Origin of the sequence: Microbispora sp. KK1-11, from assembly GCF_006874435.1 — a bacterium.
Classification (GTDB): domain Bacteria; phylum Actinomycetota; class Actinomycetes; order Streptosporangiales; family Streptosporangiaceae; genus Microbispora; species Microbispora catharanthi.
The window spans coordinates 1-22,700 of sequence record NZ_VIRJ01000035.1; the positions used below are offsets into that span (position 1 = coordinate 1).

General features: G+C 67.1%; 13 protein-coding genes and 1 pseudogene. 3 read left to right on the top strand and 11 right to left on the bottom strand.

The window, feature by feature from the left end:
- From FLW16_RS35710 to FLW16_RS35770, 8 genes and pseudogenes are all read right to left on the bottom strand, one after another.
- Positions 1-520 (bottom strand): annotated as a pseudogene (locus FLW16_RS35710) (hypothetical protein); the annotation flags it as partial.
- 426 nt (positions 521-946) lie between these two features.
- The gene (locus tag FLW16_RS45620) at positions 947-2,254 is read right to left on the bottom strand and encodes a serine protease (protein ID WP_260615946.1); all 1,308 of its coding nucleotides are present in this window, start codon (positions 2,252-2,254) and stop codon (positions 947-949) included.
- A gap of 462 nt (positions 2,255-2,716) precedes the next feature.
- Entirely contained in the window at positions 2,717-4,018 is a 1,302-nt protein-coding gene (locus FLW16_RS45625) for a serine protease (RefSeq protein ID WP_260615947.1), read from the bottom strand.
- Positions 4,019-4,675: 657 nt separating this feature from the next.
- Positions 4,676-6,229, bottom strand: a complete 1,554-nt coding sequence (locus FLW16_RS44105; RefSeq protein ID WP_185949733.1) for a serine protease — start codon at positions 6,227-6,229, stop codon at positions 4,676-4,678.
- Between the two features lie 506 nt (positions 6,230-6,735).
- The gene (locus FLW16_RS35740; protein ID WP_142565030.1) at positions 6,736-8,079 is read right to left on the bottom strand and encodes a serine protease; all 1,344 of its coding nucleotides are present in this window, start codon (positions 8,077-8,079) and stop codon (positions 6,736-6,738) included.
- Between the two features lie 650 nt (positions 8,080-8,729).
- Positions 8,730-10,277 carry a serine protease gene (locus FLW16_RS44110; RefSeq protein ID WP_185949734.1) on the bottom strand — a complete coding sequence of 516 codons (1,548 nt, stop codon included), beginning with the start codon at positions 10,275-10,277 and terminating at the stop codon, positions 8,730-8,732.
- A 2,014-nt stretch (positions 10,278-12,291) separates the two neighbouring features.
- Positions 12,292-14,079 (bottom strand): serine protease, encoded by a 1,788-nt coding sequence (locus FLW16_RS45630; protein WP_260615949.1) that lies wholly within the window; start codon positions 14,077-14,079, stop codon positions 12,292-12,294.
- Positions 14,080-14,544: 465 nt separating this feature from the next.
- Positions 14,545-15,069, bottom strand: coding sequence for a MarR family winged helix-turn-helix transcriptional regulator (locus FLW16_RS35770; RefSeq protein WP_142565032.1), 525 nt, complete (start codon positions 15,067-15,069; stop codon positions 14,545-14,547).
- Between the two features lie 83 nt (positions 15,070-15,152).
- Between FLW16_RS35770 and FLW16_RS35775 the strand changes: the two genes are divergently transcribed.
- Both FLW16_RS35775 and FLW16_RS35780 read left to right on the top strand, forming a co-directional pair.
- Complete coding sequence (locus FLW16_RS35775; RefSeq protein ID WP_185949735.1) at positions 15,153-15,911, top strand: trans-aconitate 2-methyltransferase; 759 nt, start codon at positions 15,153-15,155, stop codon at positions 15,909-15,911.
- Between the two features lie 57 nt (positions 15,912-15,968).
- On the top strand, positions 15,969-17,441 hold the full coding sequence (locus FLW16_RS35780; RefSeq protein ID WP_260615950.1) for a CYTH and CHAD domain-containing protein: 1,473 nt from the start codon (positions 15,969-15,971) through the stop codon (positions 17,439-17,441).
- 5 nt (positions 17,442-17,446) lie between these two features.
- On the opposite strand, the gene FLW16_RS35785 is transcribed toward FLW16_RS35780, so the two are convergent.
- Complete coding sequence (locus tag FLW16_RS35785) at positions 17,447-18,472, bottom strand: AraC family transcriptional regulator (RefSeq protein ID WP_260615951.1); 1,026 nt, start codon at positions 18,470-18,472, stop codon at positions 17,447-17,449.
- A gap of 49 nt (positions 18,473-18,521) precedes the next feature.
- Here FLW16_RS35785 and FLW16_RS35790 point away from each other — a divergent pair, with 49 nt between their 5' ends.
- Positions 18,522-19,586, top strand: a complete 1,065-nt coding sequence (locus FLW16_RS35790; protein WP_142565034.1) for a trans-acting enoyl reductase family protein — start codon at positions 18,522-18,524, stop codon at positions 19,584-19,586.
- Between the two features lie 49 nt (positions 19,587-19,635).
- Here the strand turns inward: FLW16_RS35790 and FLW16_RS35795 are convergent, their stop codons facing one another.
- Together FLW16_RS35795 and FLW16_RS35800 are read right to left on the bottom strand one after the other, a co-directional pair.
- Entirely contained in the window at positions 19,636-20,511 is an 876-nt protein-coding gene (locus FLW16_RS35795) for an NUDIX hydrolase (protein WP_260615952.1), read from the bottom strand.
- Positions 20,512-20,534: 23 nt separating this feature from the next.
- Positions 20,535-22,631, bottom strand: a complete 2,097-nt coding sequence (locus FLW16_RS35800; RefSeq protein WP_142565036.1) for an RNA degradosome polyphosphate kinase — start codon at positions 22,629-22,631, stop codon at positions 20,535-20,537.
- Positions 22,632-22,700: the final 69 nt, after the last annotated feature.

Here is a 22,700-nt window from a genome sequence, read left to right on the forward strand (position 1 = left end):
CGACGTAGATGCCCCACGGGGTCTTGCCCTGGTAGTAACCGGGGACGAAGACCCACTTGTCGAGGGTCGCCTTGTTGCTCTTGGTGTCGTACACGCAATGGCCGGCGGTCGCCACCAGGTTCTTGTAGTGCGACTGGACCGCGGTCGCGGTGCACCAGTGCGGCTTGTGGTCGGCGCCGATGAAGAACACCTTGCCCGTGGTGCGGGGCAGGTTGACGTTCTTCGTGCTGGTGGTCGCCTTCTTGTCGCCGCTGGACCCGACGACGCCGGGCTTGCTGTCCGCGGACGCCCCGCCGGTCGACACGTGCTTGGCCGAGACTCGCGTCTCCACGTTGTACGGCTTGGCGTTGCGGAGGTTGGCCATACGCTCGCCGAACCAGAAGGCGGCGACCTGCTTGGCGGCGAAGTTGGAGCTGGCCAGGGTGTCGTGCGGTACGGAATCCGCGTGTGCGGGGGCGGCGACGATCGCGGAGGCCAGCAGGCCCGCGGCTACGCCACCGAATGCGAGGGTGCGCTTCAAGGGTTGTTCTCCTTGGTCTGTCGGGGGCACAAAATACGCCCACACGTCAGTAAAGGGACGGTAAGAAAGTTATCGGAGGAGTCAGGCGGAAAGTAGCGCCGAAAACCGCTCCGTCCACGCACCCGAGATGATCAAGGTCGGATCCGAACCTGAAAGCTTGCTGTGTTTCTGCTGATGAGATGCTGATTTCGCGAGATTGCGATCACTCTGCGTTACTGATCGTTTAAGCGATGAATGTGAGGTAAATCACATTCGTGAGATGGAACCGTGCGGTGATGTGATCACGTCTGATCTCGCCCGAGCGTGGGGCACCCGGCGGCCGGGAGAGCGCGCAGGGGAGCCGTACGGACACGAAGGAGCCGGAAAACGGGAGAAGGGCCCGGCCGTACGCGGCCGGGCCCTTGCTCAGCTGGGCCTCACGAGGCGTCAGACGATGTTGGCCGAGGGGGTGGCGGCCGCGGCCTTGTAAACGGCCAGGGTCTCACCGTCGAAGTACGGCGAGACGCTGGTGTCGTACCGGTTGTTGCCGTCGGTGTCGGAGACGCCGATGGTGACGCCGTTCAGGTAGCCGAACCGCGTCGAGTTGTTGTACTTGTACAGCCACGCGGAGCCGGAAGCGCCCTCGCCCGTGAACGACGACTTGATGCCCTGGAGGGCCTCGCCCTTCAGGGCCGAAGCCGTGGCGGGGAAGGTCTTGCCGTAGCTGTACTTGAGGGTCTTGCCGGAGAAGGCGTAGTTGCCGTCCGGGTGCGACCCGCTCGGGTAGCCGAACACGTAGGTCGGCTGGCCCACCTTCTGGTTGTAGGCCAGGCCCTGGCCGCCGACGTTGTCGCCCAGCTTGCCGACGTCCTTCAGGCCGATCGACAGCTTCAGGCCGACGACCTTGTAGCCCAGGAGGGTCTTGCCGGGCGAGGGCGCGGCCGAAGGCGAAGCCGACGGGCTGGGGCTCGGCGACTTGTCGCCCGGCTTCGGGCCCGCGTAGACCGGCACGACCTTGAGGTCGGAGTAGGCCGTGGTCTTGTCCTTCGCGAGCTGGTCCTTGGCCTTGTAGGCGTCCCACTTGCTCTTGTAGAGCCGGGACTCGTACTTGCCTCCGCTGGTGCCGCCGTCCGTGGGAAGGACGCCGTTGTAGACCGCGACGAAGGCGTAGTCGAAGTCACCGTCGCCGTAGGTGGTGAAGTCGAAGTGGGTGAACGCCATCTTGCCGACGTAGATGCCGTACGGCGTCTTGCCGTTGTAGTAACCCGGGACGAAGACCCACTTGTCCATCAGGTCCTTGTCCTTCACCGTGTCGTAGACACAGTGACCGGCCGTGGCCACCAGGTTCTTGTGCAGCGACTGCAGGGCGGTCGCGGTGCACCAGTGCGGCTTGTGGTCGGCGCCGATGAAGAACACCTTGCCCGTGGTGCGGGGCAGGTTGACGTTCTTCGACGTGCCGGTGGCCTTCTTCTCGCCGCTCGACGAGACGACGCCGGGCTTCACGTCGGTCACCGACTTGGGCATCGTCGAGACGTGCTTGACGGCGACCTTGGTCTCGGCACCGTACGGCGTGGCGTTGACGAGGTTCGCCATCTTCTGACCGAACCAGAAGGCGGCCACCTGCTTGGCGGCGAAGTTGGTCTCGGCCAGCGGCTTGGCCTTGGGCTTGAAGTGGTCCGCGTGCGCGGGGGAGGCGACGAGGGCGGTGGCCAGCAGGCCGGCCGCGACGCCGCCGAACGCGAGGGTGCGCTTCACGTGCTCTCCATGGTCTGTCGTGAGGCGTGACTTCGCCTCATTCGTCAGTAAAGGATGTGCAAAAACTACCGGATTGATAGCTGAGGGCGTAAGAGAGGCGAACCGATGGGTATCACCTCGTGATCTTCAATGCGATATGCCATTGCACGCCGATGCCGCCGGCGCTTTCACCGTGAATTTCCGGTGCGGCGGCAGCGGGCTTCCATGGAGGCCGTGTGGCCGGACGGGCCCCATCCGGGCCCTGACGGGCGAGGGATCCTCGCTGGCCGTACGGAGGGAGAGCCGCCGGGGACGCCCGGGCCGGATGCCTCCGCTCAGTCGGCCGAGCGGCCCGGGAAGGAAAGAAGGGCAGGATGAATTGACGACGCCGTTCCTTTTCTCGTCGCCGTCCGCGATATGCGAAAGAAAAAGGACCCGGCTGGAGGCCGGGCCCTTTTCTTACCTCACTGACTGGGGGAAAGATCAGACGATCTTGCCCGACCAGTTGGCCTGAGCGGTCTTGTAGACGGCCAGGGTCTCACCGTCGAAGTACGGGGAGACGCTGGTGTCGATCCGGCCGTTCCCGTCGGTGTCGGAGACCGCGATGGTCACACCGTTGAGGTAGCCGAGCCGCTTGGCGCTGCTGTAGCGGTAGAGCCAGGACGAGCCGATGGCGCCCTCACCGGTGAAGGAGGACTTGATGCCGACGAGCTCCTCGGCCTTCATCGACGGCGCGGTCGCCTTGAAGGTCTTGCCGTAGGCCCACTTGAGGGTCTTGCCGGTGAAGGCGTAGTTGCCGTCCGGGTGCGACCCGCTCGGGTAACCGAACTCGAAGACGGCGGTGCCGATCTTCTGGTTGTAGGCCAGGCCCTGACCACCGACGTTGGACCCGAGGGTGCCGACGTCCTTGAGGCCGATCGACAGCTTCGCACCGACGACCTTGTAGCCGATGATCTTCGCGGTGGGCGACGGGGTCGGCGACGGGCGGTGGTGGTCCCACCGGTTGTTGCTGCCGCCGTTGTTCGAGCCGCCCTCGTAGACCGGCACGACCTGGAGCCTGGAGTAGCCCGTGGTCTTGTCGGCCTGGAGCTTCCGCAGCGCCCGGTCGGCCTGCCACTTGTACTTGTAGGTCGGCGACTCGTACTTGCCGCCGCTGGTGCCGCCGTCGGTGGGGACGACACCGTTGTAGACGGTCACGAACGCGTAGTCGCGGTCGCCGTCCTCGTACACGCTGTAGTCGTAGTGCGTGTACGCGGTCTTGCCGACGTAGATGCCCCACGGGGTCTTGCCCTGGTAGTAACCGGGGACGAAGACCCAGTTGTCCAGCGTGGTCGCGTTCGACTTGGTGTCGTAGACGCAGTGACCCGCGGTCGCCACGACGTTCTTGTACTGCGACTGCAGAGCGGTCGCCGAGCACCAGTGCGGCTTGCCGTCGGCGCCGGTGAAGAACACCTTGCCGGTGGTCTTCGGCAGGTTCACGTTCTTCGACGTGCCGGTGGAGGCCTTCTGGTCACCGCTGGAGCCGACGACGCCGGCCTTGTCGTCGGCGGAGGCGCCGCCGGTCGACACGTGCTTGGCGGAAACCGTGGTCTCCGCGGTGTACGGCGTGGCGTTGACCAGGTTGGCCTTCGCCTCACCGAACCAGTACTGGGCGACCTGCTGAGCGGCGAGGTTGGTGTTCGCCAGGTTCACGCTCGGAACCGAGTCGGCGTGAGCCGGGGCGGCGATGGCCGCGGAGGCCAGCAGGCCGGCCGCGATGCCACCGAATGCGAGGGTGCGCTTCAACTTTCTCTCCCTGGTCTGTCGTGAGGCGACTCCTGCGCCCCATACGTCAGTAAAGGAACGGTCAGAAAGTTATAGGAGAAGTTGGTGTGGTGTAAGTCGAACCACGACGTCTGCCCACTGGCTTCGGGCTTGCGTGCTTCGCGGTGATTGATGGGTCTACGCGGCATCTGTGCTGATCACGAGTGGTGCCGGACGCCCGTTGTCACGGGGCGTGACCGCCTCAAGATAGGGCTGTTTGTGATGTAAATCACATCGACCGGATGAAACCGGGAGCGGGGGTCCAACGTCAAAAGGGCCTTCAGTGGAACGTGCCCACGCTCTCGGCGGCTCGTCGGCGGGTCGTTCCGGGCGTCCCAAAAATGCGCGATCGGCGGTCTGCGGGCGGCCCGATGGGGCCGGAAGGTCGCCGGCCGTTCCTGTCGGTCTGGGAGGCGGAACGCGGCTCGCGTAGGGCATGTGTGCGCCGATCCGGGCGTCTGGCGTCCTCTGCGGCCATATGGCGGCCGTGGAGCGGGGAGAAGGGAATCGGGGCGGACGGCCGCGGTCGAGGGCATGACCGCCGCGCTGCGAAGCACGGGTGAGGCTGTTTCGGGCAACAGAAAAGGGCCCGGCCAGAGGCCGGGCCCTTTCCTTGACTGTGCTTTACCGGGGGGAAGATCAGACGATCTTGCCGGACCAGTTGGCGGCAGCCTGCTTGTAGACGGCCAGGGTCTCACCGTCGAAGTACGGGGAGACGCTGGTGTCGATGCGGTTGTTGCCGTCGGTGTCGGAGACCGCGATGGTCACACCGTTCAGGTAACCGAGCCGCTTGGTGTTGCTGTAGCGGTACAGCCAGGACGAACCGATGGAGCCCTCGCCGGTGAAGGAGGACTTGATGCCCACCAGCTCCTCGGCCTTCATCGACGGCGCAGCCGCCTTGAAGGTCTTGCCGTAGGCCCACTTCTGGGTCTTGCCGGAGAAGGCGTAGTTGCCGTCCGGGTGCGAGCCGCTCGGGTAACCGAACACGAAGATGCCCGTGCCGATCTTCTGGTTGTAGGCCAGACCCTGACCACCGACGTTCGAGCCCAGGGTGCCGACGTCCTTGAGGCCGATCGACAGCTTCTTGCCCACGAGCTTGTAGTCAACGTCGTAGTTCACGAAGAACGTGCGCTTGGTGTAGGTCTCGCCGCGCTTGAGGTACAGGACCTTCAGGTCCTTGCTCCAAGCCCAGCCGTCCGTCGCGCTGCTGTTGCCGGCCTTGCCCTGCGGAGCGGCCTTGGTGGCAGCGTCGAACTCAGCCTTGTTGCTGGGGTCGACCTTGACACCGGTGCCGGCGGGGAAGGCCTCAGGGGCCTTGTCGCCGAGATCGCCGTCCGCAATCTTGGAAGCCGCGAGGATCCCGGCCTGGTCAACCTGGACCCACTCGGAACCGAAGTTCCGCCTGTCGCCCAGCTTGCCCTTGCCGGTCGGGCCGCTCTTCGTGTCGACGAAGGGCTCGATCTTCAGGTCCGACCAGCCGGTCTCCTTCTTGGCCTCGATGGCCTTCTTGACCTTGGCGGCCTTGAAGTAGTCCTCGTAGATGCCATAGAAGCCGTGGCCGGTGCCCCGAACCTCGGTCGGCAGCACGCCGTTGTAGACCGTGACGAACGCGAAGTCGCGGTCGCCGTCCTCGTACACGCTGTAGTCGTAGTGCGTGTAAGCGGTCTTACCGACGTAGATGCCCCAGGGGGTCTTGCCCTCGTAGTAGCCGGGGATGAAGACCCACTTGTCGAGGGTCGTGGCGTTGGACTTGGTGTCGTAGACGCAGTGACCCGCGGTCGCCACCAGGTTCTTGTACTGGCCCTGAACGGAGGTGGCCGAGCACCAGTGCGGCTTGCCGTCGGCGCCGAGGAAGAACACCTTGCCGGTGGTCTTCGGCAGGTTGATGTTCTTCAGGGTGCCGGTGGCGGCCTTCTGGTCGCCGCTGGAGCCCACGACGCCGGCCTTGTCGTCAGCGGAAACCCCGCCGGTCGACACGTGCTTGGTGGGGACCGTGGTCTCCACCGCGTACGGGGTGGCGTTGATCAGGTTGGCCTTGGCCTGGCCGTACCAGAACGCCGCGACCTGCTGGGCCGCGAGGTTCGTGTTGGCCAGGTTCACGGCCGGAACCGAGTCGGCGTGAGCCGGGGCCGCGATCGCAGCGGAGGCCAGCAGGCCGGCCGCGATCCCGCCCAGAGCGAGAGTGCGCTTCATAACTTTCTCCTGGTCTGTCGTGAGGCGTCACTTGCGCCCCATCCGTCAGTGAGGAATGAGGAGAAGTTATAGGAGGAAATGAGGTGGCGTAAGAGGGTTTGCGATCAAGCTTTGGGGGGAGCGTCGCACTCGGACGGCATGGGTCTGAGCCGAGCCGACCGTTTTGGCTGATCATGAAGGCGTCCCAGGCGTTTCCGTTACGCTCCGCATTGGACCGATATAACAGTCACTGTGACGCAAATCACAGATTTAGAGGAAACCAAAGAGGCGTGTGATCACGTCGAGCGGTCGCGCCTGGGGCGGAGGGGCGGCTGTTGACCATCCCACTGCAGCCCTGAAGAACGGGATGAACGACGACATTCGCGTGTTACAGGTCGAATGGTGACGGCTCGAACTTATTGCCCTATTAGGGGAGATTCGGGCAACGCGCCGGGCTTTCGGGCAACAGAAAAGGGCCCGGCTGGAGGCCGGGCCCTTTCCTTGACTCTGCTTTACCGGGCGGAAGATCAGACGATCTTGCCGGACCAGTTGGCGGCAGCGGTCTTGTAGACGGCCAGCGTCTCACCGTCGAAGTACGGCGAAACGTTGGTGTCGATGCGGTTGTTGCCGTCGGTGTCGGAGACCGCGATGGTCACACCGTTGAGGTAGCCGAGCCGCTTGGCGTTGCTGTAGCGGTACAGCCACGCGGAACCGATGGAGCCCTCGCCGGTGAAGGAGGACTTGATGCCCACCAGCTCCTCGGCCTTGATGGACGCAGCGGCCGCCTTGAAGGTCTTGCCGTAGGCCCACTTCTGGGTCTTGCCGGAGAAGGCGTAGTTGCCGTCCGGGTGCGACCCGCTCGGGTAACCGAACTCGAAGATGCCCGTGCCGATCTTCTGGTTGTAGGCCAGGCCCTGACCACCGACGTTGGACCCGAGGGTGCCGACGTCCTTGAGGCCGATCGACAGCTTGAAGCCGACGACCCGCCAGCCCAGGAACCGCTTGCCCTGGGGAACCGTGATCCCCGCGGGGGCCTGCAGCGCCTGCTCGGTCGGGGCAGCGCTCGGGCTGTCGTGGTGGCGGCGCCCGTGGTGGCCGTCGCCGTTGCCCTGGTTCGCGTCGCCGAAGACCGGCTCGATGTCGAGCTTGGACCAGCCAGTGGTCTTGTCGGACTGCAGCTTGGACTTGTAGTCCCAGGCCTCCTTCTTCGTGGCGAAGGTCTTCGACACGAAGCGGCCGTGGGTGCCGTTCTCGGTGGGGACGACGCCGTTGTAGACCGTGACGAACGCGTAGTCGCGGTCGCCGTCCTCGTACACGCTGTAGTCGTAGTGCGTGTAAGCGGTCTTACCGACGTAGATGCCCCAGGGGGTCTTGCCCTCGTAGTAGCCGGGGATGAAGACCCACTTGTCCAGGGTGGTCGCGTTCGACTTGGTGTCGTAGACGCAGTGACCCGCGGTCGCGACCAGGTTCTTGTACTGGCCCTGGACCGAGGTGGCCGAGCACCAGTGCGGCTTGTGGTCGGCACCGATGAAGAACACCTTGCCGGTGGTCTTCGGCAGGTTGATGTTCTTCAGGTTGCCGGTGGCAGCCTTCTGGTCGCCGCTGGAGCCCACGACGCCGGCCTTGTCGTCAGCGGAAACCCCGCCGGTCGACACGTGCTTGGTGGGGACCGTGGTCTCCACCGCGTACGGCGTCGCGTTGATCAGGTTGGCCTTGGCCTGACCGAACCAGAACGCCGCGACCTGCTGGGCCGCGAAGTTCGTGTTGGCCAGGTTCACGCTCGGAACGGAGTCGGCGTGAGCCGGGGCAGCGATCGCAGCGGAGGCCAGCAGGCCGGCCGCGATCCCGCCGAGAGCGAGAGTGCGCTTCATTGGATTTCTCCTGGTCTGTCGTGAGGCGTCACCTGCGCCCCATCCGTCAGTGAGGAACGAGGAGAAAGTTATAGGAGGAAATGGGGTGGCGTAAGTGGGTTCGTGACCGTGATCCCGAAGGGGAGTGCCGCACTCGGACGCTGCACATCAGGGGTGGCGGACCGTTTTGGCTGATCGTCAAAGGTGTCGAACGGCATCCGCTACGCTCCGCGTTGCACGGGTTGAACCGTTGCTGTGATGTAAATCACAGTTTCGAGGGAAACCGGAAGAGTGGGCAATCCCGTCAAAGCGGTCACCGTGCGGGCGGAGTGGAGATTGTCAGTCCTCTGGACGCAGACCGCCGAATGGGACGAACGGCAACGTTCGTGACCGTCGGCCAAGGGGTCGAGTGAGGGGTGGCCCGAACCTCGCCGGCTCATTGAGAAAAGCTTCCGACCCCACGGCGGCCGGCCCTGTGAGATGCGTGGGTTGATCGTCCGCTGGCGTCGTTGATCCGTTGGGCGACGATTGACAGACGATCGCACCGGAAAGCGTCGATTCGCTCGCTGTGACGATCCCTGGCCAGATGAGCCTGGTGCTGTCCTGAAACGGGAAAAGGGCCCGGCTGGAGGCCGGGCCCTTTCCTTGACTCTGCTTTACCGGAGGGAAGATCAGACGATCTTGCCGGACCAGTTGGCGGCAGCCTGCTTGTAGACGGCCAGCGTCTCACCGTCGAAGTACGGCGAAACGTTGGTGTCGATGCGGTTGTTGCCGTCGGTGTCGGAGACCGCGATGGTCACACCGTTGAGGTAGCCGAGCCGCTTGGTGTTGCTGTAGCGGTACAGCCACGCGGAACCGATGGAGCCCTCGCCGGTGAAGGAGGACTTGATGCCCACCAGCTCCTGGGCCTTGATGGACGCAGCGGCCGCCTTGAAGGTCTTGCCGTAGGCCCACTTCTGGGTCTTGCCGGAGAAGGCGTAGTTGCCGTCCGGGTGCGACCCGCTCGGGTAACCGAACTCGAAGATGCCCGTGCCGATCTTCTGGTTGTAGGCGAGGCCCTGGCCACCGACGTTGGACCCGAGGGTGCCGACGTCCTTGAGGCCGATCGACAGACCGAACCCGACGACCTTGTAACCGGTGAGGACCTTCGCGGCGAACGTCCGCTTGAAGTACTTGTACCCGGGAGCGGCGGCGGCGGCCGGGGCTGCGGACGCGCTGGGGGCGGCACTCGCGGACGCGGTGGAGGCAGCGGTCGGGGCCTGGGCCTTCACCCGCCAGAACAGGGTCGACCCGTCCCGGCTGACGTAGGAGTCCCTCCAGGAACGGTAGTCGTCCTTCGCGATCTCCACGGGCGCGGACGCGTTCGTGCCCTCGGCCCAGGGGCCGTTGCCCTTCAGGTCCTTGCCCTTGTTCCAAGCGGCGAAGTCGGCGACGCTGACCGCCTGCTCCTTGCCGTACTTCGAGAGCTCGTTGATCTCGATGACCTGGAGCTTGGAGTAGCCGGTGGTCTTGTCGTTCTCGAGCCTCTTCTTCGCCCACTCGGCCGCCCGCTTGCTGCGGTAGACCCGGGACTCGTACTTGCCGCCGCTGGTGCCACCCTCGGTGGGGATGACGCCGTTGTAGACCGTGACGAACGCGTAGTCGCGGTCGCCGTCCTCGTACACGCTGTAGTCGTAGTGCGTGTAAGCGGTCTTACCGACGTAGATGCCCCAGGGGGTCTTGCCCTCGTAGTAGCCGGGGATGAAGACCCACTTGTCCAGGGTGGTCGCGTTGGACTTGGTGTCGTAGACGCAGTGACCCGCGGTCGCCACCAGGTTCTTGTACTGGCCCTGAACGGAGGTGGCCGAGCACCAGTGCGGCTTGCCGTCGGCGCCGAGGAAGAACACCTTGCCGGTGGTCTTCGGCAGGTTCACGTTCTTCAGGTTGCCGGTGGCGGCCTTCTGGTCGCCGCTCGAGCCCACCACGCCGGCCTTGTCGCTGGCCGACACACCGCCGGTCGACACGTGCTTGGTGGGGACCGTGGTCTCCACCGCGTACGGCGTGGCGCTGATCAGGTTGGCCTTGTGCTGACCGAACCAGAACGCCGCGACCTGCTGAGCCGCGAAGTTGGTGTTGGCCAGGTTGACGGCCGGGATCTCGTCGGCGTGAGCCGGGGCAGCGATCGCCGCGGAGGCCAGCAGGCCGGCCGCGACCCCGCCCAGAGCGAGAGTGCGCTTCATAACTTTCTCCTGGTCTGTCGTGAGGCGTCACTTGCGCCCCATCCGTCAGTGAGGAACGGGGAGAAAGCTATACGACCAATTGGAGTGACGTAAGTGGAATTGGTTGGTTCGCGCATTGCCTCCAACCTCGATGCCTTCAGTCGCTTCCTGAACGGAAGCTGAAAATGAGCTGATCATGTAATGTGTGGGGCGATATTCGTCACGCTCTGCACCGGATCGACCACCGTGTAATGTGATGTAAATCACAGGTTTGAGTGAAACCGGATGCCCGAGAGATTGCGTCGGAGTGTGCCCTTTCGCCTGGACCGTGGTCCGTGTGACCGCCTGTGGGATGCAGGAAAAGGATCAAGGAAAAGCGTGAAGGGGCACGTCGTTACCGGGGTGACCGTGGTGCGACCACCCCGGGACTGCCTGGCGTCGCCTCGGCCGGCTCCGGGTCCGCCGTGACCGAACGCCGTCGCGACGCGGTGACCGCCGGACGGTGAGAGCCCTTCCTGAAGGGTTCCTGAGTCCTCCTGTGGAGGGGGCTACCGTCCGGTAATCCGCCTGATCGGATCTCCTGTATTTACCGCGCGTTTCTGGGTGGCCGGAGATGAGTGCACGGGATGTCGGCAGTGCCACGTGTGGAATCGCCACATCGCTCGCGATGCGCATTCTCCGAATGACTGATGGGTGATGTGGATCGCGATTTCAGGGAGTTGCCCGCAGACTGCGGGCGACGATTGTGCGTCCGTCACTGAGAACGTGAGACAACGAGCGCCGATCCCGCTGGGCGGGAGCTTCGGCGACGGAGGTCGGCAGGCTTTCCGCAGGTAGACATGCCATCCGTTGGCGCCTGGCTTCCACCGAGCGGATGTCCTCGGTGACTCCCGCAACCATGAGTCTCCCTGCGGAAGAAGCGAGAAGAGAGCCATCCGACTGCTTTGTGGTCGCTGATTCGGTGCCATCAAGGAGGTTGGCGAGGAAGCTCCCAGGGGAGTCTGGATATTGACTCACGATCCGTTTGTCCGGCGGCTTCTCATCTCGTTTGCTCGCGTGGTTTCCGCATTAGACTTCAACGCGCAGTCAGTGGTAATTGTCCTGACCAGTTGCATTCTCCTTGCCTCGCCGGCCCTTTATTCAGGTGGCCTTTTACCGGGCCGTATCGGCGTCGTCGCGAAGGCAGCCCTGACCCGGGGATGTACGTTCCGTAATGGCGATGTGCCAGATAAGTTCGCGCGCCGTCCCGCGAACTCGCTGTAAGCGATCAATCGCCGGATCGCGGTCGCGCAGGGGAGCATCGCGGGAAGCATGGCGTGGCAAGCCGTAGACGTCTGGACGCCATCCACTCACTCCACCGACGGCCCGCGCCCGGAGACCGGCCCCTCCACGCGGCTCTACCAGTCGAGGCGTTCCCGGTGGGCTTGGTGCCGGTGGTCAGGAAAGTCGTGTGGAGGCGGACGCCATGGCCTGGATCAGGACGTCGATCGTGACGGCCAGACGCGCGGGGTCGTGGCCGGCGCGTTCCCCTGGCCGCAGCCCGAAGGCGGTGGAACAGCGGCTCCACGGCGGCGTCGATGTCGGGCTCGCTGGACAGGCGGCCGGCGACGTCCATCGGCTGCTCGGCCTGAGAGAGGCTTGACGGCCCGGTACCGGTCCGAGCGCGTCTGGTCACGTCGCCGCTGCTTTCGGCGCTCGTCGCCGGAATGGATCGGCGCCTGCTGCTCGGCGTGATGGAGAGCTGACGGCACTCGCCGCTGTGGCCTCGACCGTGGCGCCGAACCTCTGCCGGCGGGCGTGGCTGTCAGAGGCTTCCGGGTCGTCGCCGACGGCCTGACCGTCCGGCTCGTGACCAAAACCTGCGATAAGCGAGATCCCCGCTCTGCCCCGATCTCGGCTTCGACATGACCTGACCACCGAGACCAGACCGCGGTCGGCGGCCCGCTCTCGTCGTCGATCGGCAGGGCGCTCGATGGAAAAGGAAAGGGCCCGGCTGCGGACAGCCGGGCCCTCCTGAACGTCAGGAGTCGGAGACTCAGACGATCTTGCCGGACCAGTTGGCCGCGGCGGTCTTGTAGACGGCCAGCGTCTCACCGTCGAAGTACGGCGAGATGCTGGTGTCGATGCGGCCGTTGCCGTCGGTGTCGGCGACACCGATGGTCACACCGTTGAGGTAGCCGAGCCGCTTGGTGTTGCTGTAGCGGTACAGCCAGGACGAGCCGATGGCGCCCTCACCGGTGAACGACGACTTGATGCCGACGAGCTCCTCGCCCTTGACGGCCGCGGCGCTCGCCTTGAAGGTCTTGCCGTAGGCCCACTTGAGGGTCTTGCCGGTGAAGGCGTAGTTGCCGTCCGGGTGGGACCCGCTCGGGTAGCCGAACATGAAGACCGAGGTGCCGATCTTCTGGTTGTAGGCCAGGCCCTGACCACCGACGTTGGACCCGAGGGCGCCGACGTCCTTCAGGGTGATCTTCAGCGTGCCGTGCGGCCTGTGGTCGTCGCGGGTCTTCGCCCAGAACGTCCTGGCGTAGTACTTGTACGACCGGTGGTCGTTGTCGTCGCAACGGTCCTTGCCGCCGCCCCAGCGGTCGTTGTCGCCGGAGAAGCGGGGGCCACGGTCGTCGTCGCACCAGTCGGGCTTGCCCGTCGGCCTGCGGGTGGGAGTCGCGGTGACCGTGGCGGTCGCCGTGACGGTCGCGGTCGCAGTCGTCGTGACCGTGGCGGTCGCCGTAACGGTGGCGGTCGCGGTCGCGGTCGTCGTGACGGTGGTGGTCGGCTGCGGCTGCGGGCGCCGGTCGCCGTTGTTCTGGCCGCTGGGCGCGACGTTCGGCGCGAGCGCCTTCTCGTCGTTCTTCGGACCGTTGTGGTCGTCGCGGTCCCAGACCTTCTTGCGGAAGAAGAGGGTCTTGCCGTCACGGCTGACGTACGAGTCCGAGCGGCTGTGGTAGGCGCGCTCGCTGATCTCGTGGGTCTCGACGCCCGTGCCCTTGGCCCAGGGGCCGTTGCCGGTGAGGTCCCTGCCCCTGTTCAGGGCCTGGAACTGCCGGACGGAGACGGGCCCCACGTGCCAGTCGCGGTCGTCGTGGTCACGCCCGCCACGGTACTTGCCGTCGCGGTCGTCCCACCTGCCGTCGTGGTCGTTGCGGCCGTGGTGGTCGTCACGACCGTGGTGGTCGTCGCGGCCGTACCTGTCGTAGCTCACGTCCGTGACCTGGACGCCGTTGTAGACCGTGACGAACGCGTAGTCGCGGTCGCCGTCCTCGTACACGCTGTAGTCGTAGTGCGTGTAAGCGGTCTTACCGACGTAAATGCCCCAGGGGGTCTTGCCCTCGTAGTAGCCGGGGATGAAGACCCACTTGTCCAGGGTGGTCGCGTTGGACTTGGTGTCGTACACGCAGTGACCCGCGGTCGCCACCAGGTTCTTGTACTGCGACTGCACCGAGGTCGCCGAGCACCAGTGCGGCCTGTGGTCGGCACCGATGAAGAACACCTTGCCGGTGGTCTTCGGCAGGTTCACGTTCTTCAGGTTGCCGGTGGCGGCCTTCTGGTCGCCGCTGGAGCCCACGACGCCGGCCTTGTCGCTGGCCGACACACCGCCGGTCGACACGTGCTTGGCGGCGATCTTGGTCTCCACGCCGTACGGCGTGGCGTTGATCAGGTTGGCCCGCGCCTCACCGAACCAGAACGCGGCGATTTCCTTCGCGGCGAAGTTGGTCTTGGCGAGGTTGATGGACGGGATCTGGTCGGCGTGAGCCGGGGCGGCGATCGCCGCGGAGGCCAGCAGGCCGGCCGCGACCCCGCCGAGAGCGAGAGTGCGCTTCAAGTGGATCTCCCTGGTCTGTCGTGAGGCGTCACTTGCGCCCCATGCGTCAGTGAAGGAACGGTGGGAAGTTATAACGAGAAAGCCTCTGAAAACAGAAATTTCAGAGTTTCCTCTCCGTGCCCGCAGGGTCTTCGCCTCGGCGCGATGGCGGCACCGCCGTGAGGGCGTGGGTCCCGTCTCTGCTGATCACAGACCGTCCGCCCGTCTCGGGGCGTGATCGGGACTGGACCGATCCAAGAGGTTGCTGTGACGAAAATCACACTTATATGGGCATATCCATGCCGATTGTGAATGAGTCAACAGCGCATTGACGCGGCGTCGAATGGGCCGTCGAAAGCGTCAAAAGCGACAAATGGCAGAGATGGGCAGGCCTTGGCCTGATGGGGGCGTTTGTCCACCTCAAATTCCGCCAAGATCCAGTCGTTTCCGCCTTCGCGCCGAACGGAGTGATCGGGTTCTGCCGGATCAGTGGGCGGTCGCGTCGGAGGCGTCGAAGGGGACCAGAAGTGTGCGTAGCAGGGCGGCGAGGGCCTGCTGTTCGTGTTGTTCGAGGCCCGCGAGCAGTTCGCGTTCGCGCCGCAGCAGGTCGGCGAAGGCGGCGTCCACGCGGTGCATCCCGGCCGGGGTCAGCCGCACCAGCACGCCGCGCCGGTCCTCCGGGTCGGGGCGCCGGGTGACCAGCCCGGCGGCGGCCAGCCTGTCGATGCGGTTCGTCATCGTGCCCGAGGTCACCAGGGTGGCGCGCAGCAGCGCCCCCGGGCTCAACTCGTACGGCTCGCCCGCGCGGCGCAGGGCCGTCAGCACGTCGAACTCCCACGACTCCATGTCGTGCGACGCGAAGGCCGCGCGGCGCTCGCGCTCCAGGTGCCGGCTCAACCGGGAGACCCGGCTCAGCACCTCGAGAGGCGTCACGTCCAGGTCCGGGCGCTCCTGCTTCCAGGCCGCGACCAGCCGGTCCACCTCGTCCTCGACGGGCCTCGAGAAGGTCATGGGCCGAGTCTAGCTTCTCTTGACATCGAGATATCTCCCGCGATATCGATTTATCTCGACGTCAAGATAAGGAGGAGGCAGACATGGGCACGGACATCTGGGATCCGGAGGTCTACGAGCGGTACGCGGCCGAGCGCGGCCGTCCCTTCTACGAGCTCGTCGCCCGGGTGGGCGCCAGGTCGCCCGAGTATGTCGTCGATCTCGGCTGTGGCACCGGAGAGCTCACGGCGACCCTGTGTGATCGCTGGCCTGGCGCCCGGGTGCACGGCGTCGACTCCTCGCCCGCGATGATCGCCAAGGCGCCGCCCGGGCCGACGTTCGAGGTGGCCGATGTCCGCGACTGGCGCCCGCCGCGCCCGGTCGACGTGATCGTCTCGAACGCGCTCCTGCAGTGGATCCCGGAGCACCGCGACCTGCTGCGCCGGTGGAAGAGCCACCTGACCGAGGGCGGCTGGCTCGCCTTCCAGGTGCCCGGCAACTACGACGCGCCGAGCCACGCCGTCCTGCGCGAGCTGTGCCGTACGACCTGGCGGGAGGAGTTGGGCGACGTGCCGCGGCGCGTGCCGGTCGGGGATCCCGCCGACTACGTGGACCTGCTCGCCGGCCTCGGCTTCACGGTGGACGCGTGGGAGACGACCTACGTGCACGTCCTGCCTGGGGAGGACCCGGTGCTCGGCTGGATCAAGGGCACGGCCCTGAGGCCCATGCTCGACCGGCTGCCGCCTGAGCGCCACGCCGATTTCCTCGCCGACTGCGCCCGGGCCCTGCGGGCCGTCTACCCGCCCAGGCCGTACGGCACGCTGTTCCCGTTCCGGCGGATCTTCGTGGCCGCGCATCTGTGAGGTCTGTTCACCTTGGCGTGGCAGTATGACCGCCAACCGGACCATTCGGGGGGAACGGTGCTTTCAAAAACGGCGGCGCTGGAGATCGAGGACAAGTTCGACGTTCCGGAGGGCTTCGCCCTGCCCGACCTCGGCGGCATGCCGGGATGTGCGGGGGTGTCCGAGCCGCTCTCCCACCGGCTGACCGCGGTCTACTTCGACACCCCCGACCTGCGGCTGGCGGCCCGGGGCGTCACCCTGCGCCGGCGGCGCGGCGGAGACGACGAGGGCTGGCACCTCAAGCTGCCCAAGGCCAAGGGCGCCCGTCAGGAGATCACCCGGCCGCTCACCCGCAGCGCCAAGGTGGTGCCCGCCGAGCTGGCGAGCCTCGTCCTCGCGTACACGCGGGGCGCCCCGCTCACGCCGGTGGCCCAGCTGGAGACCCGCCGGGGAATCACCCGGCTGCTCGGTCCAGGCGGCGCGGTGCTCGTGGAGATCGCCGACGACCGCGTGAAGGGCACGGTGCTCGGCGGCGAGCCGGTGGTGCGGCGCTGGCGCGAGGTCGAGGCCGAGCTCAAGGAGGGCGAGCGCGACCTCCTCAAGAAGGTGGCCAAGCGGCTGCGCAAGGCGGGCGCCGCTCCCGCGGACAGCGCGAGCAAACTCGCGCGCGTCCTGGGAGACCGCATACCCGCGGCCCCGCCGAGGACCCGGCCCGAGCCCGGTTCGGCAGGAGAGGCCGTCGTCGCCTACCTCCGCGCTCAGGCCGACGCGCTGATCGCGCGGGACCCGCACGTGCGGCTGGCCGAGGAGGACGCCGTCCACAAGGCCAGAGTCGCCTGCCGCCGTCTGCGTAGCGCGCTCAAGGCGTTCAAGCGGATCGTCGCCGGCACCGAGGACCTCCAGGAGGAGCTCAAGTGGCTCGGCGAGGTGCTGGGCGAGGCTCGTGACCTGGAGGTCATCCGGGCCCGCTTCGCCACCCGTCTCGACGGTCTCGACCCCCGATTCGTCACCGCCGACGCGCGCCGCAGGCTGGGCGACGACCTGCTGGCCAGGGAGCACGACGCGTACGAGCGCATCCGGCGCGCGCTCGGCGAGGATCGCTACTTCGCGCTGCTCGACGCCCTCGACGCGCTGGCCGCCGACCCGCCGCTGACGGCCATGGCGGCCAAGCACGCGGACAAGGCCCTGCCGAAGATCGTGGACAGGAACTGGCGGCGGGTGACCGACGCCTACGAAGCGGCGCGGCGCCTGGAGGAGGGCGAGGAACGGGAGAGGGCCATGCACGAGGTGCGCAAGGCCGCCAAGCGCGCCCGATACACGGCGGAGGCCGCCGGCATGTCCGGCGCGGCCGAGCGCGCCAAGCAGGTGCAGGAGGTGCTCGGACGGCACCAGGACGGCGTCGTCGCCCAGGGCGTGCTGCTGGAGGAGGCGGAAAGGGCGCGGCAGGCCGGGGAGGACACCTTCACCTACGGCGTGCTGGCGGGCATCGAGGACGCCGAGGCGGCCCGGGCTCAGGAGGAGTTCCCCGCCGTCTGGTCCCGCCTCGCCTGACCCTGTCAGCTCGTAGCCGCGTGATGGTGACGACCCTGTCGGCGGTATGCGCCCGGGGGCCGGCCGTAGGCGCGTTTGAAGGCGTGGGCGAATGCGTATTCGGAGGTGTAGCCCACCTTGCCTGCCACCGCGTTCGCGGGCATGTCGGAAGCACGCAGGAGCCTGGCGGCGATGGTCATGCGCCACCACGTGAGGTAGGCCAGCGGCGGCTGGCCGACCAGCGTGGTGAATCGCCGGGCGAAGGCCGCCCGAGACAGCCCCGCATGCCCGGCCAGCTCCTGGACGCTCCACTGTCGTTGCGGCTCGCCGTGCATGGCGCGCAGGGCGGCCGCGACGGGCGGATCGTTCAAGGCGGCGGTCCAGCCGGTAGGGGTGTCTCTGTGCTCGTCGAACCAGGCGCGAAGGATGTGCAGCAGGAGCACGTCCAGCAGCGCGGGCACCATGGCATCGCTGCCGGGACGGACGCTTTCCAGCTCTCCGCCGAGGAGATCGAGTGCCGCGCGCAGTTGCAAGCGGCGGCCGACCTGGGTCGGCAGATGGACGACGTCGGGCAACTCTTGCAGGAGTGGATGCGTGCGTGAGCGGTCGAGCAGGTAGGCCCCGCACAGCATGACCGTGACCGGGGCGGCGCCCGGCACTTGGGTCTCCTGTGAAGCGGACCGCAGCTCCTCGGATAGCAGCTCCTCGGATCGCAGTTCCGCCAACGACGCCGGCGCGTCGACAAGCGGGGTGGAGGGGCTGTCGGCCAGTCCGTGCCCGACACCACCGGGCAGGAACACCACATCTCCCGGCCCGAGGGAGACGGGATCACCGTCGTCTGGGATCAGCCAGGCAGTGCCCTGCAGGACCACGTGAAATCCCGCTGCGTCGCTGGAGGGGAACCTGCGGCCGAACGGGGCGCTGCGGTCGATGCGGGCCGAGTGAGGTAGGCCGGTGCGCATAGTGGTGATCACATCGGACAAGACATCCATGCACGAAGACGATAAAGCAAACAGCTGAGCTTTCGGCGTATTGGAAGTCTCGATTTCCATATCTACGGTAGCTGCGAACCAGCAACGATCCTGCACAAGGGAGATCCAGGTGAAGATCGCCGTCTATGGCGCTAGTGGTTACCAAGGCAAGCTTGTCCTGGCCGAGGCCATCCGGCGCGGCCTGACCGTCGTGCTCGTCGGCCGCGACGCCGTGCGCCTGCAGCACGCCGCCGCCGCGGTCGACCTGTCCAGCCCGGACGTACGCGTGGCCCCTGTCGACGACCATGACGCCCTGGTCGCCGCCTTCGGTACGGCCGACGCGGTCGTCAACTGCGCCGGCCCCTTCGCCCCGACCGGGGCCGCGGTGGTCCGGGCCGCGATCGCCGCGAGCCGCCACTACGTCGACACCGCCGGCGAGCAGCCCTATATCAAGGCCATCTTCGACACCTTCGGGGTGCAGGCGCAGGCCGCCGGGGTCACTGTGCTGCCCGCCGCGAACGACGCCTGCGTTCCGGGAGATCTGATCGCGGCCCTTCTCGCCGAGCGCCTGGGACCGCTGGAGGAGATCAGCAGCATCCACCTCATCGCCGGCGGCGGCGGACCATCCCGTGGATCACTCCGCTCAGTGGTCGAAAGCATCGACATCATCATGGTCGGTGGCTTGGTCTATCACGACGGCGACTGGCGGGTAGGCCTCCCCCCGCGGAAGACCTCAATCATTCTGCCCAGGAGCGCGCAGGCGGTTCCGGTGGCGAAGTTCCCCCTGCCGGAGGTCGTGACCATCCCCCACCACGTCCAGGTCCGGCATGTCGAAGGGCTGGCCGAGGCCGCGCTCGCCGCCCGGCTGAGCGTTCCCATCGACCCATCGATCATCAGCGGCCTGCCCGAGGGGCCCGCCGAACAAGCCCGTGCCACCCAGCGCTTCACCTACCTGATCGACGCCGTCGCGCTCGATGGCCGCCGAGCCCGCGGCGTGGTGGAAGGCCCGGACACCTACGGCACCACCGCAGTGATCGCCGTCGAGAGCGTCCGCCGCCTGATCGCCGACTCGGCCAAGCCCGGGGTGCTGGCTCCCGCCCAGGCCTACGATCCCGCCGCCTTCCTGCACTCCCTCCTGCCCCACAACGTGCGCTGGACCGTCCAGGAAGGCGAGGAGCACACGGCAGGCAACTGATCCCGCATACCGCGCTGCCGCTCTCAGGTCGCGCACCGCGCTGCTGCTCTTAGGTCGCGTGCCGCTCCAGGCTCACGACGCTGTCGGTGGCGCGGTGGAGTAGGGCGAAGCCGCCCTTGGCGAGGGTGTGGTCGGCGGTCCGCACGCCGCGCAGCGCCTCGCCGGCCATGCCCAGCAACTCGGGCAGGACCTTGCCGTGGCTGCACAGCACCGCGGGCTTGGGCACGGCCAGCAGATCGCGCACGATCCGTTCCGCCTCGCGCGGGTCGTAGCCGCTCTCCGACAGCGCCGTCTCCTCGCGCATCTCCAGCCCGTGCCGCTCGGCGTACGGCTTGAGCGTCTGCGTGCAGCGCCTGCTGTGCGAGCTGACCAGGACGGCCGGGCGATAGGCCCCCAGCACCGTGGCCAGGACCTCGGCCTGGGCGCGGCCGCGCTCGTCAAGCGGGCGCCGGTCGTCGTCGCCCTTCCACTCCTGCCGGGAGCCCGCCAGCGCGTGCCGCAGCAGGATCAGCGGCGTGGTGACGAGGGGAGCGGCGACGACGGCGCGCAGCAGGCTGCGGTCCCAGGCGTAGGTCAGGCGCCGCCGCGCCTCCTCGATCGGCAGCCACGCCACCTCGTCGACCTCGTCGCCATCGGCCGCACCCTGGTCGTCGGGAGCGTGGGCGAGCCAGTAGTCCACCCGCTTGAGCCGGCCGTCGTGCATGTAGTGCACGGGCGGGAGCGCGCGGCCGAGCACGACCCGCAGGCCGGTCTCCTCCCGCACCTCGCGCAGGGCCCCCGCGATCACATGCTCGCCGTGCTTGAGCTTCCCCTTGGGCAGGCTCCAGTCGTCGTACGCCGGGCGGTGCACGAGGGCGACCTCCGGGTCGTCCTCGTTCCCCCGCCAGACGACCGCCCCGGCCGCCCTGATCATGCCCTTGGCCATACCCCTGACCATGCCCTCGGCCGTCACTCCGTCACGTCGTCCACGGTCCGCCAGCGCCTCCCGGCGATCAGGTGGTGCTGGATGTCGACCTCGCCCCGATGACGCAGCCACTTGCCGTCGGAGTGCAGCGTCCAGGCGGTGGTGGTGTCCCGGAACGCCAGGTCGAGCAGATCGGACAGATACCTGCGCTGCTGCGGGCTGGTGACCTTGACCAGCGCCTCGACCCGCCGGTCCAGGTTGCGGCGCATCAGGTCGGCGCTGCCGATCCAGATCTCCGGCCGCCGCCCTCCGCCGAACTCGTACACCCGGGAGTGTTCGAGGAAGCGGCCCAGCACGCTGCGTACGCGGATGTTCTCCGACAGGCCGGGCACGCCTGGGCGGAGCGTGCAGATGCCACGAACCCACAAGTCCACCGGCACTCCCGCCTGCGAGGCGCGATACAGCGCGTCGATGATCGGCTCGTCCACCATCGAGTTGGTCTTGATCCGGATCCGGGCCGCGCGGCCCGCTGCGCGGTGGGCGATCTCCTGCTCGATCCGGGCGAGCAGGCCCTGGCGCAGCGAGTCGGGCGCGACCAGCAGCCGGCGATACTCCGACTGGTGGGAGTAGCCGGTCAGGTGGATGAACAGGTCGGTGACGTCCTCGCCCACCTGCGGGTCGGCGGTGAGCAGGCCGAAGTCCTCGTACTGCCGGGCCGTCTTCGGGTTGTAGTTGCCGGTGCCGATGTGGCAGTAGCGCCGCAGCTCCCCGCCCGCCTCCTGGCGGACCACCATCGACAGCTTGCAGTGCGTCTTGAGGCCGAGCACGCCGTAGACCACGTGGCACCCGGCCGTCTCCAGCTTGCGCGCCCAGGAGATGTTCGCGTGCTCGTCGAACCTCGCCTTGATCTCCACCACGACCACGACCTGCTTGCCCGCCTCGGCCGCGTCGATCAGCGCGTCCACGATCGGCGAGTCGCCGCTGGTGCGGTAGAGGGTCTGCTTGATGGCCAGCACGTCCGGGTCGGCCGCCGCCTCCTCCACGAACCGCTGCACGCTCGTCGCGAACGAGTCGTACGGGTGGTGGACGAGGATGTCGCGCTCGCGCAGGACGGCGAACAGGTCGTCCTCGGCGCTGATCGCCTCCGCCGGGACGAACGGCCGGTAGTGCAGCTCCGGGCGGTCGAGGTCGGCGATGGCGTGCAGCCCGGTCAAGTCGAGCGGCCCGGGCAGGCGGTAGATCTCGTTGTCGGACACGCCGAGCTCGTCCACGAGCAGTTCCAGCACCTGGGGGGTGATGGTGTCCTCGACCTCCAGCCGCACCGGCGGCCCGAACCGGCGGCGCAGCAGCTCGCGCTCCAGCGCCTTCATGAGGTTCTCCGTGACGTCCTCGTCGACCTCCAGGTCCTCGTTCCTGGTCACCCGGAAGACGTGGTGCTGCACGATCTGCATGCCCTTGAACAGCTCGCCCAGGTGGGCCGCGATCACGTCCTCCAGCGGGACGAACCGGTTAGGCGAGGCCGTCACGAACCGCGGGAGCTGCGAGGGGACCTTCACCCGCGCGAACACCGTGTGGCCGTCCTCCGGGTTCCGCACGGTCACGGCCAGGTTCAGCGAAAGACCCGAGATGTACGGGAACGGGTGGGCGGGATCGACGGCCAGCGGCGTCAGGACCGGCCGGATCCGCTCACGGAAGAGTTTGCGCAGCGCCGTCCGCTCGTCCCTGGCGAGGTCGTCCCAGCGGACGATCGCGATGCCCTCCTCGGCGAGCTCCGGGCAGATGCGCTCGTGGAAGACCGCCGCGTGCCTGCGCGCGAGCTCGTCGGCGACCGTCGCGATCCGCGAGAGCGCCTCGCTCGGCTTCAGTCCGCCCGTCGTCCGCAGCAGCAGGCCGGTCGCCATCCGCCGTTTGAGCCCGGCCACCCGCACCCGGAAGAACTCGTCCAGGTTGCTCGCGAAGATGGCGAGGAACCTGACGCGTTCGAGCAGCGGCACCGAGGAGTCCTCCGCCAGCTCAAGGACGCGCTCGTTGAACTGAAGCCAGCTCTCCTCCCGGTTGAGGAATCGATCGTTGGGCAGCGGGGCGCGGGCGGGGAGGTCGGCCTCTTCCGGCTCATGGGCGGGGGAGCTTTGGGCGGACATATAACGAAATATGCCCCAACTCGTTGAACGGAACGTTAACTTCACCGCAACGAAAGCGTCAGACCGGTT

Bases quoted from the DNA above. Each gene is read 5' to 3' on its own strand.
- FLW16_RS44110 (WP_185949734.1), bottom strand. From the start codon at position 10,277: ATGAAGCGCACTCTCGCTCTGGGCGGGGTCGCGGCCGGCCTGCTGGCC.
- FLW16_RS35795 (WP_260615952.1), bottom strand. From the start codon at position 20,511: ATGGCCAAGGGCATGATCAGGGCGGCCGGGGCGGTCGTCTGGCGGGGG.
- FLW16_RS35800 (WP_142565036.1), bottom strand. From the start codon at position 22,631: ATGTCCGCCCAAAGCTCCCCCGCCCATGAGCCGGAAGAGGCCGACCTC.
- FLW16_RS44105 (WP_185949733.1), bottom strand. From the start codon at position 6,229: ATGAAGCGCACTCTCGCTCTGGGCGGGATCGCGGCCGGCCTGCTGGCC.
- FLW16_RS35770 (WP_142565032.1), bottom strand. From the start codon at position 15,069: ATGACCTTCTCGAGGCCCGTCGAGGACGAGGTGGACCGGCTGGTCGCG.
- FLW16_RS35775 (WP_185949735.1), top strand. From the start codon at position 15,153: ATGGGCACGGACATCTGGGATCCGGAGGTCTACGAGCGGTACGCGGCC.
- FLW16_RS35785 (WP_260615951.1), bottom strand. From the start codon at position 18,472: ATGGAAATCGAGACTTCCAATACGCCGAAAGCTCAGCTGTTTGCTTTA.
- FLW16_RS35740 (WP_142565030.1), bottom strand. From the start codon at position 8,079: ATGAAGCGCACTCTCGCTCTCGGCGGGATCGCGGCCGGCCTGCTGGCC.